Annotated in this window: 18 protein-coding genes; 11 read left to right on the top strand and 7 right to left on the bottom strand. The window is 70.4% G+C overall.

Features of this window, described 5'->3' with window-relative positions; all coding sequences use genetic code 11:
• Positions 1-5 precede the first annotated feature (5 nt).
• Together ACFYWX_RS28695 and ACFYWX_RS28690 are read right to left on the bottom strand one after the other, a co-directional pair.
• Positions 6-383 (bottom strand): NTP pyrophosphohydrolase, encoded by a 378-nt coding sequence (locus ACFYWX_RS28695; protein WP_389427007.1) that lies wholly within the window; start codon positions 381-383, stop codon positions 6-8.
• A gap of 26 nt (positions 384-409) precedes the next feature.
• Positions 410-1303 carry an NAD(P)-dependent oxidoreductase gene (locus tag ACFYWX_RS28690; protein WP_389427006.1) on the bottom strand — a complete coding sequence of 298 codons (894 nt, stop codon included), beginning with the start codon at positions 1301-1303 and terminating at the stop codon, positions 410-412.
• A gap of 177 nt (positions 1304-1480) precedes the next feature.
• On the opposite strand from ACFYWX_RS28690, the gene ACFYWX_RS28685 reads away from it, so the two are divergent.
• Both ACFYWX_RS28685 and ACFYWX_RS28680 read left to right on the top strand, forming a co-directional pair.
• Positions 1481-2497 (top strand): hypothetical protein, encoded by a 1017-nt coding sequence (locus ACFYWX_RS28685; protein ID WP_389427005.1) that lies wholly within the window; start codon positions 1481-1483, stop codon positions 2495-2497.
• 116 nt (positions 2498-2613) lie between these two features.
• Complete coding sequence (locus ACFYWX_RS28680; RefSeq protein WP_389427004.1) at positions 2614-3012, top strand: hypothetical protein; 399 nt, start codon at positions 2614-2616, stop codon at positions 3010-3012.
• Positions 3013-3018: 6 nt separating this feature from the next.
• On the opposite strand, the gene ACFYWX_RS28675 is transcribed toward ACFYWX_RS28680, so the two are convergent.
• Both ACFYWX_RS28675 and ACFYWX_RS28670 read right to left on the bottom strand, forming a co-directional pair.
• Positions 3019-3996, bottom strand: a complete 978-nt coding sequence (locus tag ACFYWX_RS28675; RefSeq protein WP_389427003.1) for a helix-turn-helix domain-containing protein — start codon at positions 3994-3996, stop codon at positions 3019-3021.
• Between the two features lie 85 nt (positions 3997-4081).
• Positions 4082-5194 carry an LCP family protein gene (locus tag ACFYWX_RS28670; protein ID WP_389427002.1) on the bottom strand — a complete coding sequence of 371 codons (1113 nt, stop codon included), beginning with the start codon at positions 5192-5194 and terminating at the stop codon, positions 4082-4084.
• A gap of 296 nt (positions 5195-5490) precedes the next feature.
• Here ACFYWX_RS28670 and ACFYWX_RS28665 point away from each other — a divergent pair, with 296 nt between their 5' ends.
• The 7 genes from ACFYWX_RS28665 (at position 5491) to ACFYWX_RS28635 (ending at position 17450) form a co-directional block, all read left to right on the top strand.
• Positions 5491-6606 (top strand): hypothetical protein, encoded by a 1116-nt coding sequence (locus ACFYWX_RS28665; RefSeq protein WP_389427001.1) that lies wholly within the window; start codon positions 5491-5493, stop codon positions 6604-6606.
• 58 nt (positions 6607-6664) lie between these two features.
• Positions 6665-8254: a hypothetical protein gene (locus ACFYWX_RS28660; protein ID WP_389427000.1), complete on the top strand. Its 1590-nt coding sequence runs from the start codon at positions 6665-6667 to the stop codon at positions 8252-8254.
• Between the two features lie 316 nt (positions 8255-8570).
• Positions 8571-9806: a CDP-alcohol phosphatidyltransferase family protein gene (locus tag ACFYWX_RS28655; protein WP_389426999.1), complete on the top strand. Its 1236-nt coding sequence runs from the start codon at positions 8571-8573 to the stop codon at positions 9804-9806.
• On the top strand, positions 9803-14458 hold the full coding sequence (locus ACFYWX_RS28650) for a glycosyltransferase (protein WP_389426998.1): 4656 nt from the start codon (positions 9803-9805) through the stop codon (positions 14456-14458). The genes ACFYWX_RS28655 and ACFYWX_RS28650 overlap by 4 nt, the downstream gene beginning before the upstream one ends.
• Before the next feature lie 4 nt (positions 14459-14462).
• On the top strand, positions 14463-15257 hold the full coding sequence (locus tag ACFYWX_RS28645) for a rhamnogalacturonan acetylesterase (RefSeq protein WP_389426997.1): 795 nt from the start codon (positions 14463-14465) through the stop codon (positions 15255-15257).
• Positions 15254-15982, top strand: a complete 729-nt coding sequence (locus tag ACFYWX_RS28640) for a hypothetical protein (RefSeq protein WP_389426996.1) — start codon at positions 15254-15256, stop codon at positions 15980-15982. The genes ACFYWX_RS28645 and ACFYWX_RS28640 overlap by 4 nt, the downstream gene beginning before the upstream one ends.
• 298 nt (positions 15983-16280) lie before the next feature.
• Positions 16281-17450, top strand: coding sequence for a phosphodiester glycosidase family protein (locus ACFYWX_RS28635; protein ID WP_389426995.1), 1170 nt, complete (start codon positions 16281-16283; stop codon positions 17448-17450).
• A 9-nt stretch (positions 17451-17459) separates the two neighbouring features.
• Here the strand turns inward: ACFYWX_RS28635 and ACFYWX_RS28630 are convergent, their stop codons facing one another.
• Positions 17460-19088 (bottom strand): hypothetical protein, encoded by a 1629-nt coding sequence (locus ACFYWX_RS28630; protein ID WP_389426994.1) that lies wholly within the window; start codon positions 19086-19088, stop codon positions 17460-17462.
• A 249-nt stretch (positions 19089-19337) separates the two neighbouring features.
• Between ACFYWX_RS28630 and ACFYWX_RS28625 the strand changes: the two genes are divergently transcribed.
• Positions 19338-20027, top strand: coding sequence for a hyaluronoglucosaminidase (locus tag ACFYWX_RS28625; RefSeq protein WP_389426993.1), 690 nt, complete (start codon positions 19338-19340; stop codon positions 20025-20027).
• A gap of 12 nt (positions 20028-20039) precedes the next feature.
• Positions 20040-20195 (top strand): hypothetical protein, encoded by a 156-nt coding sequence (locus tag ACFYWX_RS28620; protein ID WP_389426992.1) that lies wholly within the window; start codon positions 20040-20042, stop codon positions 20193-20195.
• A gap of 54 nt (positions 20196-20249) precedes the next feature.
• Here ACFYWX_RS28620 and ACFYWX_RS28615 read toward each other — a convergent pair whose 3' ends face one another.
• Complete coding sequence (locus ACFYWX_RS28615; RefSeq protein ID WP_389426991.1) at positions 20250-22376, bottom strand: 3-hydroxyacyl-CoA dehydrogenase NAD-binding domain-containing protein; 2127 nt, start codon at positions 22374-22376, stop codon at positions 20250-20252.
• The gene (locus ACFYWX_RS28610; RefSeq protein WP_389426990.1) at positions 22373-23593 is read right to left on the bottom strand and encodes a thiolase family protein; all 1221 of its coding nucleotides are present in this window, start codon (positions 23591-23593) and stop codon (positions 22373-22375) included. Before ACFYWX_RS28610 ends, ACFYWX_RS28615 begins: the two co-directional genes overlap by 4 nt.
• Between the last annotated feature and the right edge of the window lie 80 nt (positions 23594-23673).

Here is a 23673-nt window from a genome sequence, read left to right as displayed (position 1 = left end):
GCCCGCTAGCCGCGCACCGCGCGTGGCCCCGTGACCTCCGACCCCAACTCCGTGACCCGGCGGCGCAGTTCGCGGTCGGCGGTGACGACCAGGCAGGGGCCCCCGGCGGGGCGGGCGTCCGCGACCAGTTCGACGATGCGGTCGTCCCCGCTGCCGGGCGCGGACTCGACGCGGACGCCGGGCACGGAATCCACACCGCGGGCCCCGCCCTCGACGACGAGGACGAGTTCCACGGGACCGGAGTGGCCCGGCAGTCCGTGCGCCGCCAGCCGGTCCCGCAGCCGCTCCGCGGCCCCTCGTCGGTCGCGCCACCAGCCGTCGGGCACCGACCCGACGACGTTCGCTCCGTCGACGATCACGAGGAGCGGAGTGTTGTCGTCCATGGGGCAAGGGTGTCACGCCGGAGGTGTCAGTCGGCCGTGCGCGGCTCGTCGAAGCTGGCGAAGTACGCGGCGACCATGTCCTCGTCGGCATGTCCCTGCGCGGCGGCGCGGCTCAGGCGCTCGGCGCTCGCCGCGGCCACGTCGAGGCGCACCCCGTGCCGCTCGCCGGCCTGCACGATCAGCCGGGCGTCCTTCGCGGCGGTGGCCACCGCGAACTGCGCGGGGGTGAGCCGGTCGTCGAGGACGAGGCCGGCCTTGGCGCGCAGGTAGCCCATGTCGAGCGGGCCGCCGGCGATCAGCTCGAAGAAGGACTCCGGGGCGACACCCAGCGGCTGCGACAGGGCCAGCACCTCGCCGGTCGCCGCGGTCGCCGCGATGACCCAGCTGTTGGCGACCAGCTTCAGCCGGGTCGCGGTGCCGGCCGCGCCGTCCTCGCCGGTCCACACCGTACGGGCGCCGACCGCGTCGAAGACCGGCGTGACCGTGTCCCGGCCCTCCACGGGACCCGCCGCGAGGACGGTGAGCTGACCGGCCTCGGCGGGCTGACGGGTGCCCAGCACGGGGGCGTCGTAGAAGAGCAGGCCGTGTTCGCGGGCGAGGGCGGCGAGGTCGCCGATCGCGTCGATGCCGGCGGTGGTGGACTGCATCCAGGCGACGCCGGGGCGCAGTTCGGGGGCCGCCTGCCGGATGACGTCCAGGGCGGCGTCACCGTCGTAGAGCATGGTCAGGACGACGTCGGCGCCGTGGACCGCCTCGGCGGGGGTGGCGGCGATGTGCACGCCGTCGGCGGCCAGCGGTTCGGCCTTGGCGCGGCTGCGGTTCCAGGCGCGGACGGTGTGTCCGGCGCGGGCGAGGTTGCGGGCCATCGCGGCGCCCATGATGCCCGTGCCCAGCACGCTCACGGTGAGCTTGTCGGTCATGTTCGTCAGCTTCCTGCTTGTCGTGCGTGTGGTCGCTGCCCTCGACGGTAGGGGCACGCCCCATCGGTGGACCAATAGGAATCGCGATTTCCGGCATCGGTATGTCGATGTGTCTGGTCGGTCGGCGCCCGGGGTGCGGGCCGCGGGCATAGTGCAAGGACCCCTTAAAGTAATCCGGTGAACGGCGACTGGCTCATACGCGGCCGTGACGGGCTGCTCAGTGTCTATCTGCCGGCGGACGACGCCGTCGTCTGCCGGGCGGAGCACGCACCCGGCGGCCCCTGGGACGCACCCCGGAAGGTGGGCGGCGACCAGAAGCTCCACCCCGTCCTGGCGATCGGTCAGGGCGCGGACGGTTACGCCCATCTGGTCAGCTGGCGGCCGACCGTGCCCCGTGAGTCGGGCCTGGTGCACTCCACCCACTTCCGTCCCCGGCTCGCGGCGCTGGACTGGAGCCCGGTCGGGCACCCCAACCGGACGGGCGACCGCACCGGTACGCCCGCGGTCGCCGTGGACGCGCAGGGGCGGGCGCACGTCTTCGTCCCCAACAGGGGCGGCGGCGTCAGCATGCTCGGTCAGAAGGAGAAGGGCGGCTGGGGGCCCTGGCGCGACCTGAAGGGGCGTGACGTCCAGGACGGCCTGGCGGCGGTGACGGGGGAGTCGGGGCGGGTCGAGCTGTACGCGGCCGTGCCCGGGGCGATTCTGCACTGGTGTCAGGAGGAGCCGGGGACCCCGCCGGTGCTTCAGGAGGCGATGGAGGCGGCGATCCGACCCGGCACGCTCCGTGCGCTGGCCACGTCCGCCGAGAGCACGACCCTCTTCTTCACCGACGACTCCGGCGATCTGTGCGCCTGGCGTCCCGGCACCAAGCCCGTCCCCGTCCTCGCGTCGGCCGGGCCCGGGCCCGTGTCCGCGATCCGCTGCGAACTCGACGGCCACGACTGCACGTTGCTCGCCCAGCGCTCGGCGAGTGGCCGCGTCGCCTTCGCCGCGTACCCCACCGAACAGGAGGACGCCGGCGCCTGGTGGACCGAGTCCGGCCCCCAACTGCCCGGCGACGCCGAGCTGTGCCTGGCCCTCGACGCCGACGACCGCGTGGTCGCCGCCACCCTCTCCCCGTCGACCGGCCAACTCCGCGTCACCCGACGGAAGAACGAGCCGGGCCTGGCGCTGACGGCCTGGCAGGAAGTGTGAGAGGGCGAGCTGTTCGCGTGTCGACGCTGCGTTAAGCACTTGTCCACACGTCGCTAAGGACAGCAGCCAAAAGCCCCTGAAACAGTGGAGAGGAATTCAGAACCGAGGGAGGCCGAATGAAGCTGCGTAATCGATTTACGGTGTCAGGTATTGCGGTGACGGCGGCCACGCTCTCCCTGTCCGTCGCGCAGCCCGCTCAGGCCGGCGCCGGCGAGTGGGACAACCTGGGCCGCCACGATGTCTACTACGACAGCCAGTACAGGACCAAGGCGGTGAAGTCGAGCGGCGGTGCCTTCAAGGCGTGCATCTTCACCTCCAGCTCCGAATCGTCGTTCTACGAGCTCCAGGAGAGCGACAAGGGCCATGACGACAAGCTGGTGGCGGAGGTCCGGAACGGCGGTTGTTACACGTTCCGCAATATCGACGCGTATGTGGACGGCGACAACAATCGTGCGGAGTTCTTCATCGGTACCGAGGATGATCCCGAAATGCTGAGTGTCCAGTACTACGACTGATCCGAACTACGACTGATCCGACTGAACCAGACGGTATTCCTTGGGCGGCATGCCGTAGACGCTTCGGAAGGCGCGGCTGAAGTCGGCGGCCAGGGGGAAGCCCCAGCGGGCGGCGATGGCGTAGACCGGGGTGGCGCGCTGGGCCGGGTCGGCAAGGTCGTGACGGGCGCGTTCCAGCCGCCGGCGGCGGATCCAGGCGGCGACCGTCTCTGCTTCGGACCGGAAGAGGCGGTGCACGTAGCTCACGGAGATGTGGTGCGCGTCGGCGACCATGCGGGGACTCAGTTCCGGGTCGTGCAGGTGGCGTTGGATGAACGCCTGGATCTGTAAGAGCAGGGTTTGCCGATGGGTTTCCGGCGGCAGCGAGCTCTTGGCTTCGAGGGCGTGGGAGAGCAGCGCGGACAGCAGGTCGACGACGACCATTCCCAGTCGGGGCCCGTCGGCGGGCTGGTAGGAACTGGTGTCTCGCGCCAGTTGGCCGACCAGTTGTGCCAGCAGGGCGCCGAATCCCTCCCGCGTGGAAAACCGCAGCCCGGCCACCTCGTCGACCTGGTCCCGGGGCAGCGGCAGCAGGGTTTTGGGGACTTCTATCCCCACTCCTGTGTGGGGACTTGAGCCGTCACCCCCGTGAACGTCGACGGGGCGGGAGGTGTCGACGACGTACAGGCTGCCGGGACCGTACACGGTCTCCTCCTCGCCCCGGACGGCGCGCAGCGGCCCGCTCAGGGGCAGGGAGAGGTGCAGCCCCTCGGGGTCGGACTGCCGGATCAGCTTCGGCGTCCGCCGGAAGCACACCGGCTGGAACGTGGTCGGCCACACCGATACGGCACCGAGGGCCAGCACACGTTGGAAAGCCTGAAAATCCGCCCGGTGGTCACTGTGCAGCTCCAGCGGAGCATGCGTCCGGCTGACCAGTTCGCGCCAGCAGTCGAACCGATCCGCCGACGGCAGCTCATCGCTCCGGAACACCGTCTCAGGCAGCATGCACCCGACGATAGGTCACACCGGACGACCGGGGCCGGGCAGCCTTGTCGCTGCCCGGCCCCGGTCGGTGGTGCTCAGTGACGGGTCAGGAAGTGCCGCCGGTCGCCGGGGACTTCTTCGCCGAGTCGGGGATGGTCTCGTCCGTGCGGATCGCCTTCCACAGGGTCGACGCCTGGGGCTCGGCGGCCACCACACGGTTGGGGTCGACCTTGTCGTACGCCACCGGGAGCATGATCGTGTCCATGTTGGCGGGGTCGATGCCGTCGAGGCTGCGGCCGAACTCCGTGAGCTTGGTGAGGGAGGCGAGGTCGGAGTCGGTGGTGAGGGCCTCGGTGAGGTTGTCGGCGATCTTGTACGCCTTGGTGGGGCTGCCCAGCAGGTCCTGCTTCTTGATCTCGGAGAGCAGGGCGATCATGAACTTCTGCTGGAGGCCGATGCGGCCGAGGTCGCTGCCGTCGCCGTAGCCGTACCGGGTCCGCACGAACTTCAGGGAGTCCGTGCCGTCCAGCTTGTGGGTGCCGGCGTCCAGCGTCAGGCCGCCCTTGCTGCCCTTGATGGGCTCGTCGAGGGTGACGGTCACGCCGCCTATCGCGTCCACCAGCCCCTTGAAGCCGGCGAAGTCGATCTCCATGTAGTGGTCCATGCGGACCCCTGACATCTGCTCCACCGTCTTGACCGTGCAGGCCGGACCGGCCAGCGAGTAGATGGAGTTGAACATCACACGCTTCGCCGAGGCGACCTTGTCGCCGTCGGACTTGGTGCACTCGGGCCGGGTGACGAGGGTGTCGCGCGGGATGCTGACGGCGACGGCCTTCTTGCGGCCCTCGGGTATGTGCACCACGAGCGCGGTGTCGGAGCGCGCCCCGGAGACGTTGCCCGCGTCCAGCTCGGCGTTGGCGCCGGCGCGCGAGTCGGAGCCCAGGATCAGGATGTTCTGCCCGGAGGTGGGCAGCTTCTCCGGCCGGTCGTCACCGATCGCCTTGTCGATGTCGACGCCCTTGATGTTGTTGTTCAGGTCGCTGTACAGCCAGTAACCGGTGCCGCCCGCGGCCACGACGAGGACGCCCAGGCCGATCAGGATCTTCCGGCCGGTACGGCGGCCACCGGCCTTCTCCCGCTTGCGTCCTCGGCCGCGGCGCCGGGACGGGGACGGCGCGTCGGAGTCGTCGCTGCGCTGGGGCGTCGAGACATGGCTCATCCTGGTCCGAGTCCTTGTTGGTCGAGCCCCGCAGGGCGGTAGTTGTGGCGGTGGGGACTCGGGTGGGGGGAAGCCGGTCCGTATGCTGCCCGATCAGTCCCGCACTATAGGCAGCCGCACTATAGGCAGAGGATCGACCGATCATGCACGTAACGTGATGCATTTGTAAACATGAACCGAACAAATAGGATGCGCCTGCGTCTTGACCTATCAGCCTGACCGATCGGGGCGCGGCGGTCGGCCCCGGCCCGGCCGCGGCACGTTCAGCACGTTCGTGGAGAGGACGACGACGGACCATGCGGGCCAGCACCGCGCGTGACGACGGACGACGGCAACGGCCGGCGAACGGCGAGGCCACGGACCTCACCGGCCGGTCTCCCGCCGTGCTGTCCGGACCGTGGCTGCTGCCCGGACACGACGGCCGGCTCGTCGTCTACGCACACGTGGACCAAGCCGTGCTGCGCTGGACCGAGAGCCGCCCCGGCGGCCCGGACTGGCTCGGCCCGGACGTTCTGCCCGCCAAGAACGTGACCCGTCTCACGGTCGCCCAGGGCCGCAACCGCTACGCGCATCTCCTCGGCCGCCGGGTGCGCGGCGGCGACGGTCCGCTCACCGTGGACCTGGTCTACGCGATCCAGTACCAGGCCGGCCGGCCGATGAGCGAGTGGCGTTCCGTCGGCAACCCCCTCTCGGGGCCCGGACGTTCGGCGGCGATGGGCATGCCGGCCGCCGCGGTGACCACGGCCGGCACCCTGTACGTCGTCGCCCCCACCGCCCACGGCCACCTCGCCCTGCGCCGCGAGGACACCCAGGGCCGCTGGGAGCCCTGGCTCGACCTCAAGGTCGCGGCCGCCCTCGACACCCCGGCCGCGGTGGCCACCTCCACCGGACACGTCGAACTCCTCGCCCCCGCCCGGAGCGGCGCCCTGACCTGGTTCCAACGGCAGCCGGGCGCGGCCCTGGAGCGCGGCCACGACCTCGGGGTGGTGCCGCTGCCCGGGTCCGTCACCGGCCTGGAGACCTCACCGGGCCGGGTGACCTACTACCTGACCGACGTCCAGAGCGGCCAGGTCGTCGCCGTACGTCCCGGCGAGTGGCCCGTGCCGGTCGGCGGGAGCCCGGGCGACGGACGCCACGCGGCACTCGCCGCCACCATCGACGGCTACGCGTGCACCGTCCTGGCCCACCGCGACACCGAGGGCCGTGCCGTGGTCGGCCTGTGCCCCGCGGAGGACGAGCGGTACGGCGTGTGGTGGACCGACACCGGCACCGCCTGCCTGGGCGACCCGGTGCTCGCCCTGGACGCCTTCGGACGCGTCGTCGTCCTCGCCGTGGCCGCCGACGGCGCGCTGACCCTGGCCCGCCAGGACGACGGCCCCGGACTGACACTCGGCGACTGGATCCGCATATGACCACGCGGGCAACCGCTCCCGCACGAGGGGGACCTGAGGGGCGAAGGGGCGTGAGGGCGTGAGTCGTAAGCCGGACCGAAGAGCCGGAGCCGGGGCCGGTGGCGACGCCGGGTCCGGGGGCGGTCGTACGCACGTGGTCGCCGTCGTCGTGACGGAGCCCGCGGACGCCGTGCCGTTGGTCGGGGTGGAGGCGGCCGGTGCCGAGATCGCCGTCGTGAGTCTGCGCGCGGGCGCCAAGGACGGCCGGGCGGCGTTGGACAGGGCCCTCACCGCAGCCGCCGACCGCGGCTGCCGGGTGCTCGGCGGCCCCCGGGTGCTGGGCGTCGACGGCACCGACGACCCCGCCACCGTCGCCGCCCTGCTCGACGTCCTGCGCGACCTCGACCCGGAGCGGCTGCACACGCTCGACCCCGACCCCGCGCACACCTCGTACGACCAGGCGAGCGGCATGCCGACGTACGACGTGCCCGCCGAGCACGGCGAGACCGCGGTCGGTGCCCTGGCCGCGGCCGGGGCCTGGCAGGCGGAGACGGGGCGGCCGCTGTACGTGGACTGCCACCGGGCCCACGCGGAACCGGAGTCGGGCGTCGCCGGCTGCCGCCGCTACCCGGCGCCCGCGAACTGGCTGTCCGCCGGGTTCGACGGCCGGCTGACCGCCTTCCTGCCGACGGCCGCCGGGGTGGTGCGCCGACACCAGGACACCCAGGGCCGGTGGAGCGCCCCCGAGCCCGTGGAGGGGCCGGGCCTGCTGCCGGGGCTCCTCGTGGTGCGCGATCCGCACGGCTTCCCGCACCTGTTCGCGCTGCGCCGGACCGCGCGCGACGACGGCGGAGTGGACGTCGAGGTCGTGCACGCGGCGCAGTACCGCACCTCGGAGCCGCCCACCCCGTGGCAGTCGATCGGCGGGCCGAACGCCGTCGACTGGCGCCGCGGGCGCGCCGTCGGGTTCCCGGCGGCCGCCTTCGACGCGGCGGGCAACCTCTTCGTCTTCGTGCGCAACTTCGGTCACAGCATCAGCTGGCGCTGCCAGTCGGCCGACGGCGGCTGGACGCCGTGGCAGCACCTGAGCGGCCTGCGGGTCGCCGACGAGCTCGTCGCGGTGACCGGCCCGCACGGCGGGGTCGAGGTCTACGCCCGGGTCCGCGACACGGCGCGCACGGTCCGCTGGTACCCGGGGCAGGGCGGTGCCTGGACCGAGGACCGTACGGTGCCGTTCGCCGCGCGTCCCGGCACCCTGACGCCCGCCCCCGAACCGGGCGCCGTCCTCTTCCGCGACCTGCACACCAACGAGGCCTCCGTCTGGCGCCCGGGCGCCCAGGCGCCCTGCCCGCTCGGCGAGGCCAAGGGGAGCGGGCCGCTGGCCGCGGTGCGGGGCGTCGAGATGGACGGCTGGGCGTACTCGGTCCTGGTGGCCCAAGGGGCGGGCGGCACCTGCGCGGTGGGCGCGTACCCCGAGGGGCGGCCGGACACGGGAGTGTGGTGGCAGGACCTCGGGGCGCCGTCGTACGACGCTCCGGCCGCCGCCGTGACCCGGACCGGGCTGCTCACGCTGGCGGCCCGCACGCCCGCCCGGCAGCTGCTGACCGCCCGCCGTGAGGAGCGCCCCGGCGCCCTCGTGTTCGCCGACTGGCGCCCCGCCCGGGGCTGAGGCGAACGAGCCCCCGTCGGGCGGCCGTTGGTCGGAATCGAGCCATCCGTTTGCCGTGCGCACGGGCCCTGACCACGGGTGATCCGTCCGCCTGGGGTGTACTTCGTCCGATGACAAATGGTTGTAGGGAAAATGTGTGATCAAAGTCGCGGTCGGGTGCCAGTCAATGCGCGTCGACACCCGAATGAAGGATTGTTAAAGTTCAGCTCGCTCATGTGATCGGTCTGTGAAAGTAACCGTTCACCTTCGAGCACCCTGCGGCGCACCGAGGCGGCCACGGGGCATTGTGTCCTGTCTTGTGTGTGACTGAGGGGTTATGGCCAGGCTATCGTTGCGGGCTGTCCAAAAACTGACCTGCAAGAAGCGCGATGCCTGGTGGACCGTGTTCCTGGTCGACCCCACCGCGACCCGCATGCTGCTGGTCTTCGCCCGCTTCCGCTTCATCACCCCGAACCGTGTCACCTGGGCCGCCCTGTTCATCGGCCTGGGCTCGGCCTACTTCTTCCTCGAGGGCGACCGCACGTCCCTGCTCATCGGCGCCGCGCTGTACCACCTGAGCTTCATCCTCGACTGCATCGACGGCAAGCTGGCCCGCCTCAAGGGCAACGGCACCGTCTTCGGCGGCTGGCTCGACTACGTCTTCGACCGCATCCGCGTCCTGTTCTGCGCCCTCGCCCTGATGGGCGGTCAGTTCCTGCGCACGGACGACGAGCGCTACCTGCTCGCCGCCCTCGTCGTGGTCTTCCTCGACATGCTCCGCTACGTCGACGCGCTGCAGATCTACAAGATGCGCATGTCGATGCGGACGAAGATCGAGAAGGTCACCAAGGAGCGCGCCGAGGCCGAACGTGCCGAGCGGGAGGCCGAGGCGCAGGCCCAGGGGGAGTCCGAGGGTCCGCAGATCGTCTTCATGGAGGACCTGCTGCGCGACAACCCGGGCACGCCCACCGAGGTGCTCCGCGAGGAGGCCGGCGGGTCCAACGTGGTCGACCTGCACGAGCAGTTCCGCGACCAGTTCCCGTGGTACACCCGCCTGCGCCGTGCGATGCTGCGCACCCGGATCCGTCCGCACCTGATCAGCGGCATCGAGTTCCAGATGTTCATCTTCATCGTGGGCCCGATCATCGGCCAGATCCTGTGGACCACGGTGGTCTCGGCGGCCCTGCTGATGCTCTTCGAGCTCGTGATCATGTACAAGTTCTGGCTCTCCACGCGCGACTTCACCCGCGTCATGGAGGAGATGAACGCGACCTCGGACACCGCAGGCACGATCGCCCCGCACCTGTACAAGGGCCGCCACCGTCCGGCCGCGCAGGAGGCCCTGCTGGCCGACGAGCGCTACCGGGCTCCGGAGCCGGAGGAGGATCCTTTCTTCCAGCCCTATCCGCAGCCGCAGTACCAGGAGCTCGACGCGCAGGACGCCTTCGACGTCCACGGTGCCCAGGGCATTCCCACCCCGCGGGGCCAGGAGCCCGAGCCGCTGACCATGCCGATCCGGATCCGGCGCTTCGACGCGCCGAACCGCGCGGAGCAGGAGGGGCACTGGCGATGACCAAGCCGACCGGCTCCGACGCGTACGACGAGGCGTCCGGGTACGGCGACCCGCCCGGCCACCACGAACAGTCCGGATACGACGACCCCACCGGCTTCGACGACCCCACCGGCTACGACGAGCAGACCGGGTACGACGAACAGTCCGGCTTCGACGACCGGCTCGGGTCCCCGACCTCCGCCGCCAAGGGCGACACCATCTCGTACCCCGACCCCTCGGCGTACACCGTCACGATCGTCGTCGCGGCCTACAACGCGAGCGCCACCCTCGACCGGGCCCTGCGCTCCACCCTGAACCAGACGCACCGGGGCGTCGAGGTCCTCGTCGTCGACGACGCCTCCACCGACGGCACCCTCGCGGTGGCCCAGGGGTACGCGCAGAAGGACCCGCGGGTGCGGATCGTCGCCCGGCGGCAGAACAGCGGCGGTGTCGGCGCGCCCCGCAACAACGGCATCGAGTCGGCCACCGGCCAGTACCTGATGTTCCTCGACGCCGACGACGAACTCCCGCACAAGGCCTGCGAGCTGCTCCTCGCCTCCGCGCTGGCCACCGGCGCCGAGATCACCGCGGGCCGGGCGCTGCGGGTCAACCTCGCCAAGGACGAGATCACCGTCTGGCAGCCGCAGCTCTACGCCGCCGACCGCACGATCACCGGCGGCCTCACCGCCGCGCCCGAGCTGTTCGAGGACCCGATCGCCGCGGCCAAGCTGTACCGCGTCGACTTCCTGCACCACAACGGCATCCGCTTCCCCGAGGGCGTCTTCTTCGAGGACACCTACTTCTCCACGGTCGCCGGTCTCTGCGCGCACACGATCACCCTGCTCACCGCGCCCGTCTACCGGTGGATCTGGGAGCGGGAGACGGACACACCCTCCATCACCAACCGGCGCGGCGAACTGCGCAGCATCCGCGACCGGGTGCTGGTGCACCAGTGGGCCGACGAGTTCCTCGCCGAGCACGGCGCCCGCGACCTCGTCGCCCACAAGGCCGCCAAGTTCCTCTCCCACGACCTCAGGCTCTACACGCCCGAACTGTGCGCCGGCGACGAGGCGTTCCGGGACGGCTTCCTCCGGGTCGTCGCCCCGTACCTGCGCTCGCTGCCCCAGGAGACCTACGACCTGTGCGGCGTGCTGGAGCGGGTGCGCGCCTACGGCCTGATGCACGGCCGGATCGACGTCGCCCTGTCCGTCGCCGACTACACCCAGCGGCGCAGCGTCCTCAGCTCCGACCTGCTGGAGAAGGACGGCAAGGTCTACTGGTCCGGCTCGCTGCTCGGCCGCCCGCACGCCGAGCGCTTCCTCGACGTCACCGACCTCGACCTCACCGGCACCTCGCTGTCCGACGCCCGGCTGTTCAACCAGGCGACCCGCGTGGAGATCAAGGACAACGAGCTCCACGTCACCGGCTACATACGCAACCAGTTCGGCCGGGTCGGCCCCAAGGACAAGGTCGAGCTCACCGCCGTACTGCGCCGCCGCAGCCCCAAGACCGACCACACCTTCAAGGTCACCGGCGTCGAGGTCGACGACGAGTACATCCGCTTCCACACCACCGTCGACCTGGACGACACCCTCGGCAAGGCCGGCCGCGCCGCGATCTGGAACCTCTTCGTCCAGATCCGGCACGCCGGACAACGCGCGACCACCACCGTGAGCGTGCGCGGCCTCGACCTGGAGCGCGAGCGCTACACCGGCGGCGGGACGACGTACGAGATCTACGAGACCGTCAGCGGCAACCTGGCGCTGCGGCCGGAGACCAGCGAACAGCGCGAGAAGACCGACGCGCGCGGCGAGCCGTGGCTGTGGTGGAACGACCGGCAGCTGCCGGACTCGTTCGCCCCGCAGGAGACGTACGGCGCCGCCGTCGTCGTGCACTGCCACAACGACGAGTACAACCTGTACGAGTTCCTCCGCTCGCTCGCCGCACAGCGCGAGTTCGAGCAGACGCAGGTGATCCTCGTCGACGACGGCTCGACCGACAGCACCGCCGGACAGCTGGAGAAGTTCGCCGCGCACTACCCGAACACCCGGATCGTCCCGCAGGTCTCCATGGGCATGCGCGCCGCCTTCGACCACGGGCTGCGCTACGTGAACGCGCCCTACGTCATGTTCGTCCGCGCCCGCGACATCCTCGGCGAGGACAGCGTCAGCCGCCTGCTGGCCGCCGCCCAGAAGGCGGGTGCCGACGTCGTCGTGGGCAACCCCGACAACTTCCCCGGGCCGCGCAAGGGCGGCGACGAGCCATGGAAGCGGTACTTCGGAAAGAAGCCCACCGCCGTGCAGCGGCTGCACAAGGCCCCGTACCTGATCTTCTCCACCGGGCTCGGCGCGAAGCTGCTGAGGACCGAGCTGGTGCGTGAGCAGCGGCTGCGCGCCGGCGGCGGCCCCGGCTTCGAGGACGCCTGGCTCGTCGTTCCCGCGCTGCTGCACGCGGACCGCGTCACCACCGCGCCGCGCGCCACCTGCTACGAGCGTGACCAGGAGCAGAGCGACTCCCTGTTCGACCTGCCCTGGAACGACCCGGTCAAGACGCAGGAGCTGATCCGCCTCGCGCGTCACCTCCTCAGGCGCACCGCCCCGCTGGACGAGCGCACCAGCCGCCTCGCCCAGCGCTTCGTGGTGCGCACCCTCCAGCCGTACCTGCGCAACCTGCACCGCATCATGAGCCGGGTCGAGCTGGCGGCGATCTTCCCCACGCTGCACGAGGTCTACTCGGAGATACCCGACGACCTGATCCTGCAGTACGCCGTCGCCCCCGGCTCCCGGCTCCAGCACCACGCCGTGCGCACCGACAACCTCGACCTGTTCTGCGAGCCGCACAACAAGCACGTCTACCGGCCCCATCTGCACATCGACGACGAGGGACTGCACCGCAGGCTGACCGTCGACCGGGTGGACACTGCGCTGCTGCGCGTGGAGCGGCAGAAGTTCGTCCTGGAGACCTGCCAGGTCGACCCGCAGCGGATCACCTTCGAGGGCCTGATGGTCCTCACCGGGGCCGACATCGACCAGGTCTTCGACAACCGCGTCGAACTCGTCCTGAGCGACGGCCGCACCGAGCGGGCGCTGAGGGTCGAGCAGGTCTACCGGCGCGACCGCTGGCGCACCCGCAAGGAGCAGGACTGGTTCTCCGGCTGGCGTGCCGTCGCGCGCCCCGAGGACTTCGCCTCCCTCAACAACCGTGACCTCACGCTCACCCTGCGCGTCCACGACGGCGACCGGCACCTCGACACGCCCGTCGACGCCCGCCAGATGCTGCACCGCTTCAAGGGCGTCCACCGGGCCGGCCGCGCCACCGTGATCCTCTCCATCGACAAGAACGAGAAGGTCACCGTGCGCCGCGTCGCCGGGATCGTCAGCCGCTCCACGCACAAGGTGAAGCGCTTCTTCCGGGAGCTGCGGGCCGCCCTGCCCGGCCGCCCCGGCTGGCGTACCCGGCTGCTGTACTGGATGTTCCACCTCTGGCTGCGCGGCAAGGACATCTGGATCATCGGCGAGCGCGAGGACACCGCGCAGGACAACTCGTACCACCTGTTCACCTGGATCAGGCAGAACCAGCGCAAGCGCAGGGTGTACTACGCCATCAACGGCAACGCCGCCGACCGCAAGAAGATCGACCACCTCGGCAACGTCATCGACCGCCTGTCGTGGAAGTACCGCGTCTACCTGCTGCACGCCACCCGGCTCATCAACGCCTACGACCTGGAGGCCTACCTGGGCTTCCCGGGCCTGTCCAAGCGCGCCTTCCTCACCGGCTACGGCGACCTGATGCGCTACCAGCGGGTCTTCCTCCAGCACGGCGTGGTCTACAACGACGTCGCCCCGTCCATCCACGCCCAGGTCACCAACGTCGACCTGGTGCTCACCACGGGCCGCAGCGAGCGGGCCTACTACGCCGAGCACTGCGGCTACGGCTACGACCGGGTCGCGGCCACCGGCCTGCCCCGCTTCGACGCGCTGGAGCCCGTGCCGGGGCTGCGCCGCATCCTCGTCATGCCGACCTGGCGGCGGGACATCGTGGCGCCCTCCTACAACAAGGCGGCCAAGCCGGAGATCCCCTTCGCCGCCTCCGAGTACTACCGGTTCTTCTCGGCGCTGCTGCGTGACGAACGGCTGCTCAAGGCGCTCCAGTACCACAACGTGGAGCTGGAGTTCATGCCGCACTACGAGATCCGGCCCTACCTCAAGCACTTCCGGATCGACCACCCGTCCATCACGGTCTCCACGACCGGACGCGACGTGCAGCTGGCGATGCGCGAGTGCTCGATGCTCGTCACCGACTATTCGTCGGTGTTCTTCGACGTGGCCTACATGGGCAAGCCCATCGTCTACACCAACTTCGACGACGAGGCCTTCTACAGCAAGCACTACAAGCGCGGCTACTTCGACCTCGCCCGGGACGGCTTCGGTCCCACCTGCGGCACCGTCGACCGGGCGGTCGACGAGATCATCGCCTCCATCGAGCGGGGCTTCCAGGTCGAGCCGCAGTTCCGGCAGCGCGCGGAGGAGTTCTTCGTGCTGCGCGACACCCACAACTGTGAGCGGGCCTTCGACGTGATCGACACCATGGACGTGTCCGTCGTCGGCGACCCGGGTCCGCCTCCCGCGCCCCTCGTCATGGGTCGGCCGGGCGAGCAGCAAGGAAGGGGCTGACGCCGTGCAGCACACGAGGATCTTCCTGGCCGGCGACTCCAGCGTGACCAGCCGGCCGCGGAGCATGGCCCCGATGGTCGGCTGGGGCCAGGTGCTCCAGGCCTACGTCCAGGGCGCCGAGGTGGTCAACGCGGCCCGGGCAGGCTCCAGTTCGCGCAGCTTCCTGGAGCGCGGGCGGCTCGCCTGGATCCTGGAGAACATCGCCCCCGGCGACCTGCTGCTGGTCTCCTTCGGCCTGATCGACATGAAGCCCGGCGACGGCCGCTTCACCGAGCCGTTCGGCGACTACCAGTTCTTCCTGCGCCAGTACGTGCACGGCGCCCGTGAGCGCGGCGCCCACCCGGTCCTGGTGACCAGCCACGAGCGGCGCGTCTTCGACGACTTCGGCAACATGCGCCGGCCCCTCGGCCTGTACCCGACGGCGATGCGAGAGGTCGCGGCGGGCCTGTCCGTGCCGCTGATCGACCTCAATGAGTGGAGCGTCGCCTGGTGGCGCCAGGCGGGAGCGCAGGGCACCAAGGAGCTCTTCCTCTACCTGGAGCCCGGCGAGCACCCCAACCATCCCGACGGCATCGCCGACAACACGCATCTGCGCGGCCACGGCGCCCTGGAGTGCGCCCGGTTCGTGGCGAGCGACATGCAGGGCAAGGGACTGCTCACTCCGCAGTACTTCCGCAACCTCGACGCGCACATCCCGGAGACCGCGATCGAGTTCCTCGACGACCACGTCTTCGAGCAGCTCACCAAGGAACGCGTGGGCGGACGAGGCGCCCTCGCGGGGAGCGGGGCCCTGCGATGAGCGACTGGTACCCGATCGCCCGCGCCTGGGTGACCCACCCGCAGGCACCCCAGATCGGCGGCACGCTGGACCTGTTCGCCGACACCGACCCGACCCACCCCGTGGCGCCCGGCCAGGAGATCACCTTCACCCTGGCCGTCACCCCCACCGGCGGCGCCTTCCGCACCTACGGCTACCTGCTCGACGACTTCCTCGGCGACATCGCCACGATGGTCCGCCACCAGGGCATGAGCCACCTCACCAACGGCCGGTACGCCACCTACGCGAGCGACGCCGCGCCCCGCACCGTCACCTGCCAGATCCGGGTCAGCGACGACGCGCAGGACGGCGCGGTGCTCTTGCCCCGCATCATCGTCGGCCTGATGCCGGCGCAGGGCGACAAGCTGATCCCCTCGACGGCCATCTCCGACGGGGGCTACCGGGTACGGCGCCACTGGCTGCCCGGCCAGAGCCTGACTCTGCCCCCCGGCGGGCACGCCGTTCTGCCCCCGGGCCACGTCCACGCCCCCGGCCTGCGCTTCATGGGCGTGGGCATCGCCCGCCACGGCGTTCTCACCTGCACGCCCGACGGCAGCGTCACCTACCAGGCGGACCCCGCCCACTTCGGCTACGACCGCTTCGAGCTCGCCTTCGAGGACGAGCGCGGAAACCGGGTGTGGTCCGAAGTCACGGTCCACATCGGCGACTTCGGGGCATCGCCGGGGGCGCTCGCGACGTATGGGTAAGGGGTCCTTGCACTATGAGCGCCCGATCAGGTCGCGTGGTCTGATGCCGTACATCGCAAGGCGCCGGAGAGCCCTCGATGGGGGTCCCCCCGCTCGAGCGAAGCCGAGAGTGGGGGAGGAGCTACTAGGGCTCTTCGGCAACGCGGCGAGGTGCGGTGCCAGGCCGCGAGACCCGGGCGGGCATAGTGCAAGGACCCCTAAGCCCAGGGGGGCCGTCCTGGCCGTCGCGCTGTGCCTCGCCCTGGCCGGCTGCACCTCGCCGTCGGACTCCTCCGGGACGCCGGAGAGTGCGGCCTCCGTGACGCCGAGGCCCACGCCCGCCCTGCCCGCCGGTGTGAGGTACCAGGAGCTCACCCGGAGCGTCGGCTCGGGCGACCCCGTGCGGCTCAACGTGCTGCGCATCGCGCCCGACGCGCGGGTGCGGGTCGCCGGTGTGCACGGCGACGGGATGACCGAGGCGCACACCGTCCGCTCCCTGGCGAAGGCTGCGGGGGCGATCGCCGCCGTCAACGGCACGTACTACGACATCCACACCGGCCGCGACCACTCCGGCTACGAGGGCGACCCGATCGGGCTGTACGCCGAGAACGGCCGGGTGCTGAGCGAGGCGCTCGCCGGGCGGCCCGCCCTCCTCCTCGGGCACGCCGACAACGGCAGGCTCATCGCCCGGGTCGCCGAGGCCTCCACCATCGGGCGGCTGCGGGCCGCCGACGGCGGGCGGCGCGAACTCGACGGCGTCAACCGGGTCGCGGGCCGCATCCTCGGCTGCGGGGGAGTCGGCGGCGACCGGCTCGCCACCACCGGCGCACTGCGGGGGACGCCGTCGACCGGGCTGTGCGTCGACCCGGACGAGGTCGTCTCCTACAGCAAGGAGTGGGGCGGGGACACCCCACCGGGGCCACCGGGCAGCACGGAGGCCCTGCTCGCCGCCGACGGAACCGTCCGCGGGACGCGCTCACCGGCGGGCGGCCCGCTGCCCAAGGGCGGCAGCTCCCTGTACGGCATCGGTACCGGCGCCACCTGGCTCGACGCCCACGCCGTGCCGGGCACGCGCATGGCCGTGTCCGAGCGGATGACCGACCCGAAGGGACGGGACCTGAGCAGCCCGCTGGAGACGGCCCTCGGCGGCAGCGCACGGCTGCTGCGCGACGGCGCCGTCGACCCGGACGTGCGACAGATCGGCGAGGACCGCGAGCCGCGGACCGTCGCCGGGGTCACGGCGGACGGCTCGCTGCTCCTCGTCACCGTCGACGGCCGTGACAAGGGCGTGAGCGTCGGCGCGACCCCGACCGAGGCGGCCAGGCTCGTGCAGTCCCTCGGCGCCATCGACGCGGTCAACCTCGACGGCGGCGGCTCCACCACGTTCGTGCTCGACGGGGAACTCCGCAACAGCCCGCGTGCCACCGACGACGAACCCGTGCGCGAACGCCCCGTGGCGGACGTGATAGCGGTCCTTCCCGCCACCTGACGCCCGTTATCAGGGAAGCGTGATTCCGCCCGCCGACGCCGAGAAGAGCGACCCTCCCGTGCTCATCGAGATGTACACCTCGTAATCGCCGGGAGTCGCGTTCGGAAGGGCCACTCCCTTGTATCCGGACGTGGCGAAGTAAGCGAAGTCGTACGTTCCGAAATCACCGCGCCTGACATGCGGACGCACCACCGCCGGCTTGCGCGACATGCCGAGCCGGAACGAATACGTGGACTGCGCACCGCGCAGCACCAGGTAGTAACTCGCGTGACCGTGCGAGGCCGCCTCGATCCCGTGGACGAAGAACACGCCCTCGACATGCAGCGTGCGGTCCTTCAGCCAGTTCTTCTCCAGGGAGAAGGCGGTCTCCTGGGAGAAGTGCCCGATGACGGGACGCCGGATCAGCCGGACCCGCTTGTCGTCCCCGATGAGCGAGATCTCAAGACCGCCGAACGGCCGACGGAGGTCGAAGGGCCGACGCGCCACGAGTTTCGTCCGCCGGTCTATTCCCTCGGCGGGGCTGCTCACCCGCACGGAAAGCTCGTAGACACCTCCGGACATCCCCGCCATCGATATCCCGGTCTTCTCCTGCGGTTCGAATCCGCCGTCCGCGTAGTCACGGGCGAACCGGTCGAAGTAGAGGCTGTAGGTGTGCTTCGCCTCGGCCGTGGCCAGCGGGAACTCCCAGTGGCGTCCGCCGCCTTCGGCGACCAGGGTCTTGGTCGAGGGGAATTCTCCGTGCGGCGACTCGCCGGGGATGAAAGCGTGCCCGCTGAGGATCAGGTTGTTGCCGCGGATGTCCTGCTTGTTGAGCACGGCGATGAGCGACTCGGTGCCGCGCAGCTCCGCCAGATAGTGCTGCCGCTCCACCGGGTTGACCTGGCCGTCCCCGTTCTCCACGAAGCCGAACCGGGGCTGCGCCCCGTCGGACAGCGCGGACAGGACGCCCAGGACGAGGGGCAGGTTGTAGCCCGAGACCTCGCCGTGCTGGCGCACCAGGTCCGAACGGGTCCGGATCAGATTGAAGTTCTCGCACGCCCAGAACAACTGCAGATGCGGATTGATCTCGGTCAGATACTGCTCGTCGGCCTCCGACGTGAACAGGTAGATATTGCGGCCCTGTCCGCCGTACTGCTTCAGCAGTTCCGGTATGGCGCCGTCGAGCAGGTCGACGTGATACTGCGGCATGTCCGTGCCGAGCATGTAGCGGCCGGTTTCCGCGCGGTCGCGCACGTAGCTTCCGACGAGGAACTGCGGGACCACGGTGACGATGTTCCGGAACCCGTACTTCAGCCCGAAGTACAGCGCCGCGCTGCCGCCCTTGGACACCCCGAGCAAGCTGACCTGCTCGTGGGTCAGCCCCAGTTGCCCCATGGTGTTCTCGATGAGGCCGGCGACGGACGCCTCGATGTCGAAGTTCATCGAGCGGCACATGTAGTAGCTGTAATGCCCGTCGAAATCGTCGCGGATCCACAGGACATTGGCGCGAAGATCGTTCAGTGACTTTCCGGCGAAGTGGTATCCGTTCGGCGCGGCGAACCCCGAGAAGACCACGATCAGATGACGTACATCACCTTCGGCAGCCCGGAACCGGTACTCCACCGGCACGGCACCCCTGGTGTCCGTCCCGGTCTCCACGCTCCGCCGGTCAACGGCCGCGAGGTTCGGCGCGAGTGCAGGGAGTTCCGTATTCATGAATCGTCGAGCCCGCTTCTGTGTGATGTCCGCCCCCTGCTTCCCCAAGGTTCAAGGAAGCCTCGAAAGTGTATCCGGCAGTTGTTCGTGAGGCGAGGGTGAAACCGTTGTGCGGATCTTGTGAGGCGTGATCATATGTCCGCGGTACGGCACCAGCAGTGCAACTCCACCAGACGGAAAGCGAGTACACCCATGGCAGTGGGACGCAGGGTCTTCCTCGGCGGCTTCACCGCGGGAGCGGTCACCGTGGCCGCCGCCGGCGCGGACACGGCGGCCGCCGCCGAGAGCGGATACACGCTCTACGCATCGCCGGCGCAGTTCTACAGCACCTCGACCACGGACCACGCGGTCACCATCAACCAGAAGGCCACCTCCGGGGAGGTCGCCGCGCTGAACGTGACCTCGGACAACCCGGTCACCTCGGCCATATACGTGACCGGCCGGGAGACCGGGCGCGGCACGGTGAAGATCGCCCACGTCGGCTACGCGGACGGTTCCGACGCGAGCGCCTCCGCCGTGTCGATCGACCTCCAGACGGCGGGCACCGCCTCCCAGGGCATCTTCGTGACCGCCACCACGGGCCCGACGAAGGGCGCCCTGATGGTCCTGCGGAACAACCCGGGCCTGGACGACTTCGTCGTCAAGGGCAACGGCCTGACCGGTGTCGGCATCGGCCGTGGGAACAACCCCCAGTCGCAGCTCCACGTGGTCCAGGGGGCCAACGCCGAGTCGGCCATCCTGGCCGAGGGCGCCGTGCGACTCGCCGACGTCGACGAGGTACCGAGCAACGCGCCCGCCGCGGCCGGCGGTGGTTCCCTCTACGCCCAGGACGGCAAGCTGTTCTGGAAGGGCGCCAACGGTACGCCCACCCAGCTGGCGTAAGGGACGACGAGCGTGCAACTGACCCCCGAGCAACTCGTCGACGAGTTCCGCGACGCCGTCACGGAGCTGTACTTCGCCCGCAAGCGCATCGCCCTGCTGGAGGCGGAGAACGCCGAACTGAAGGCACGCCTCGCACAGACCGAGGAGAAGCCCGACGCGAGCAAGTGAAGGAAAGAGGGCCCCCGCCGAGCGGCGGAGGCCCTCTTCACATCCCTACGGCCGTTACGCCGGCACGGACGCCACGCCCGGAGCCAGGAACTTCTTGCCGTTCACGCGCTCGGAGACGCCCGCGCGGTCCAGGTACGGCGTGATGCCGCCCAGGTGGAAGGGCCAGCCGGCACCGGTGATCAGGCAGAGGTCGATGTCCTGGGCCTCGGCGACGACGCTCTCGTCGAGCATGAGCCCGATCTCCTGCGCCACCGCGTCCAGGACACGCTCGCGGACCTGCTCCTCGGTCAGGACGGAGTCGCCCTGCTTCAGCAGCGCGGCGACCTCGGGGTCCAGCTCCGGCTTGCCGGAGTCGTACGTGTAGAAGCCGCGCTTGCCCGCCTTGACGACCGCCGCGAGGTTCGGGGAGACCGTGAAGCGGTCCGGGAAAGCCCGGTTGAGGGTCTCCGAGACGTGCAGACCGATCGCGGGACCGACCAGCTCCAGGAGCACCAGCGGCGACATCGGCAGACCGAGCGGCTCGACGGCCTTCTCGGCGACCTCGACGGGGGTGCCCTCGTCGATGACGTTCTGGATCTCGCCCATGAAGCGGGTGAGGATGCGGTTCACGACGAACGCCGGGGCGTCCTTCACCAGAACCGCCGTCTTCTTCAGCTTCTTGGCGACGGCGAACGCCGTGGCCAGGGAGGTGTCGTCGGTCTGCTCACCGCGGACGATCTCGAGGAGCGGGAGGATCGCGACCGGGTTGAAGAAGTGGAAGCCGACGACCCGCTCGGGGTTCTTCAGCTTCGACGCCATCTCGCTGACCGACAGCGAGGAGGTGTTGGTGGCGAAAATCGCGTGCGCCGGGGCGACCGCCTCGACCTCCGCGAACACCTGCTGCTTGACGCCGATCTCCTCGAACACGGCCTCGATGATGAAGTCCGCGTCCGCGAAGCCCTCCGCCTTGTCCAGGACACCCGTCACCAGCGCCTTCAGGCGGTTGGCCTTGTCCTGGTTGATGCGGCCCTTGCCGAGCAGCTTCTCGATCTCGGCGTGGACGTAGCCCACACCCTTGTCGACGCGCTCCTGGTCGATGTCGGTCAGCACGACCGGCACCTCCAGGCGGCGCAGGAAGAGCAGCGCGAGCTGGGAGGCCATGAGGCCCGCGCCCACGACGCCCACCTTGGTGACCGGACGCGCCAGGTTCTTGTCCGGGGCGCCCGCGGGACGCTTGCCGCGCTTCTGCACCAGGTTGAACGCGTAGATGCCGGCGCGCAGTTCGCCACCCATGATCAGGTCGGCGAGGGCCTTGTCCTCGGCGTCGTAGCCCTGCTGGAGGTCGCCGTTCTTGGCGGCGGCGATGATGTCGAGGGCGCGGTAGGCGGCCGGAGCGGCCCCGTGCACCTTGCTGTCCGCGATGAAGCGGCCCTTGGCGACGGCCTGGTCCCAGGCCTCACCGCGGTCGATGACCGGGCGCTCGACCTCGACGTCGCCCTTCAGCACCTGGGCGGTCCAGATCAGCGACTGCTCCAGGAAGTCGGCACCTTCGAAGAGGGCGTCGGCGATCCCGAGGTCGAAGACCTGCTGGCCCTTCAGCTGCTTGTTCTGGTTGAGGCTGTTCTCGATGATCACCGAGACGGCCTTGTCGGCGCCGATCAGGTTCGGCAGCAGGGTGCAGCCGCCCCAGCCCGGGACCAGACCGAGGAAGACCTCGGGCAGCGAGAACGCCGGCAGGGCCTTGGAGACGGTCCGGTACTGGCAGTGCAGGCCGACCTCGACGCCGCCGCCCATCGCGGCACCGTTGTAGTACGCGAAGGTCGGGACGGCGATGCCGGAGAGGCGCTTGAAGACCTCGTGGCCGCCCTTGCCGATGGCGAGCGCGTGCTCGTACTCCTTCAGCAATTCGACGCCCTTGAGGTCGGCGCCGACCGCGAAGATGAACGGCTTGCCGGTGATGCCGACACCGACGATCTCGCCGGCCGCGGCCTCCTTCTCGACCTGGTCGATCGCGGTGTTGAGGTTCGCGAGCGAGGCCGGGCCGAAGGTGGTCGGCTTGGTGTGGTCGAAGCCGTTGTCCAGCGTGATGAGCGCGAAGCGCCCGGCGCCGAACGGCAGGTCGAGGTGGCGTACGTGCGCGGACGTCACGACCTCGTCGGGGAACAGCTCGGCCGCGCCCTTCAGGAGTTCGGTGGTGCTCACTTGTTGCCTCCGTCGAAGTGCGGGTTCTCCCAGATGACCGTCGCGCCCATGCCGAAGCCGACGCACATGGTGGTCAGGCCGTAGCGGACGCTGGGCTGCTCCTCGAACTGGCGGGCCAGCTGCGTCATCAGGCGGACGCCGGAGGAGGCGAGCGGGTGGCCGAAGGCGATGGCGCCGCCGTACTGGTTGACGCGCTCGTCGTCGTCGGCGATGCCGTAGTGGTCGAGGAAGGCCAGGACCTGGACGGCGAAGGCCTCGTTGATCTCGAACAGGCCGATGTCGGAGATGGACAGGCCCGCCTGCGCGAGGGCCTTCTCCGTGGCCGGGATCGGGCCGTAGCCCATGACCTCAGGCTCGACACCCACGAAGGAGTAGGAGACCAGGCGCATCTTGACGGGGAGGTTGTTCTCCCGCGCGAAGTCCTCGGAGGCGATGAGCGAGGCGGTGGCGCCGTCGTTCAGACCGGCCGCGTTACCGGCGGTGACCCGGCCGTGCACGCGGAACGGGGTCTTCAGGCCGGACAGGTTCTCCAGCGTGGTGCCCGGGCGCATCGGCTCGTCGGCGGTGACCAGGCCCCAGCCCGTCTCACCGGCCTCCGGGTTCGTACGGCGCACGGAGATCGGGACCAGGTCGGCCTGGATCTTGCCGTTGGCGTACGCCTTCGCCGCCTTCTCCTGCGAGCGCACGGCGTACTCGTCGGCGCGCTGCTTGGTGATCTGCGGGTAGCGGTCGTGCAGGTTCTCCGCGGTCATGCCCATGAACAGGGCCGACTCGTCGACCAGCTTCTCGCTGACGAACCGCGGGTTCGGGTCGACGCCCTCGCCCATCGGGTGGCGGCCCATGTGCTCGACACCACCGGCGACGGCGACGTCGTACGCGCCGAAGGCGACGGAACCGGCGACCGCGGTGACGGCGGTCAGGGCGCCCGCGCACATACGGTCGATGGAGTAGCCCGGGACGGACTGCGGGAGACCGGCGAGGATCCCGGCCGTGCGGCCGATGGTCAGGCCCTGGTCACCGATCTGCGTGGTCGCGGCGATGGCGACCTCGTCGATCTTCGCGGGGTCGAGGCCGGGGTTGCGGCGCAGCAGCTCCCGGATCGCCTTCACGACGAGGTCGTCGGCGCGGGTCTCGTGGTAGATGCCCTTCGGGCCCGCCTTGCCGAACGGGGTGCGGACGCCGTCGACGAAGACGACGTCCCTGACGGTACGAGGCACGATGGCTCTCCTCCAGTGTGCGGGATCTGCACTGCTGCTGCGATGCGCTGAGCGCGCGCTCAGGGCCCATGCTACTTATA

This window comes from Streptomyces sp. NPDC002888, from assembly GCF_042888465.1.
GTDB lineage: Bacteria > Actinomycetota > Actinomycetes > Streptomycetales > Streptomycetaceae > Streptomyces.
This window is presented reverse-complemented; position numbering and strand designations above follow the sequence as displayed.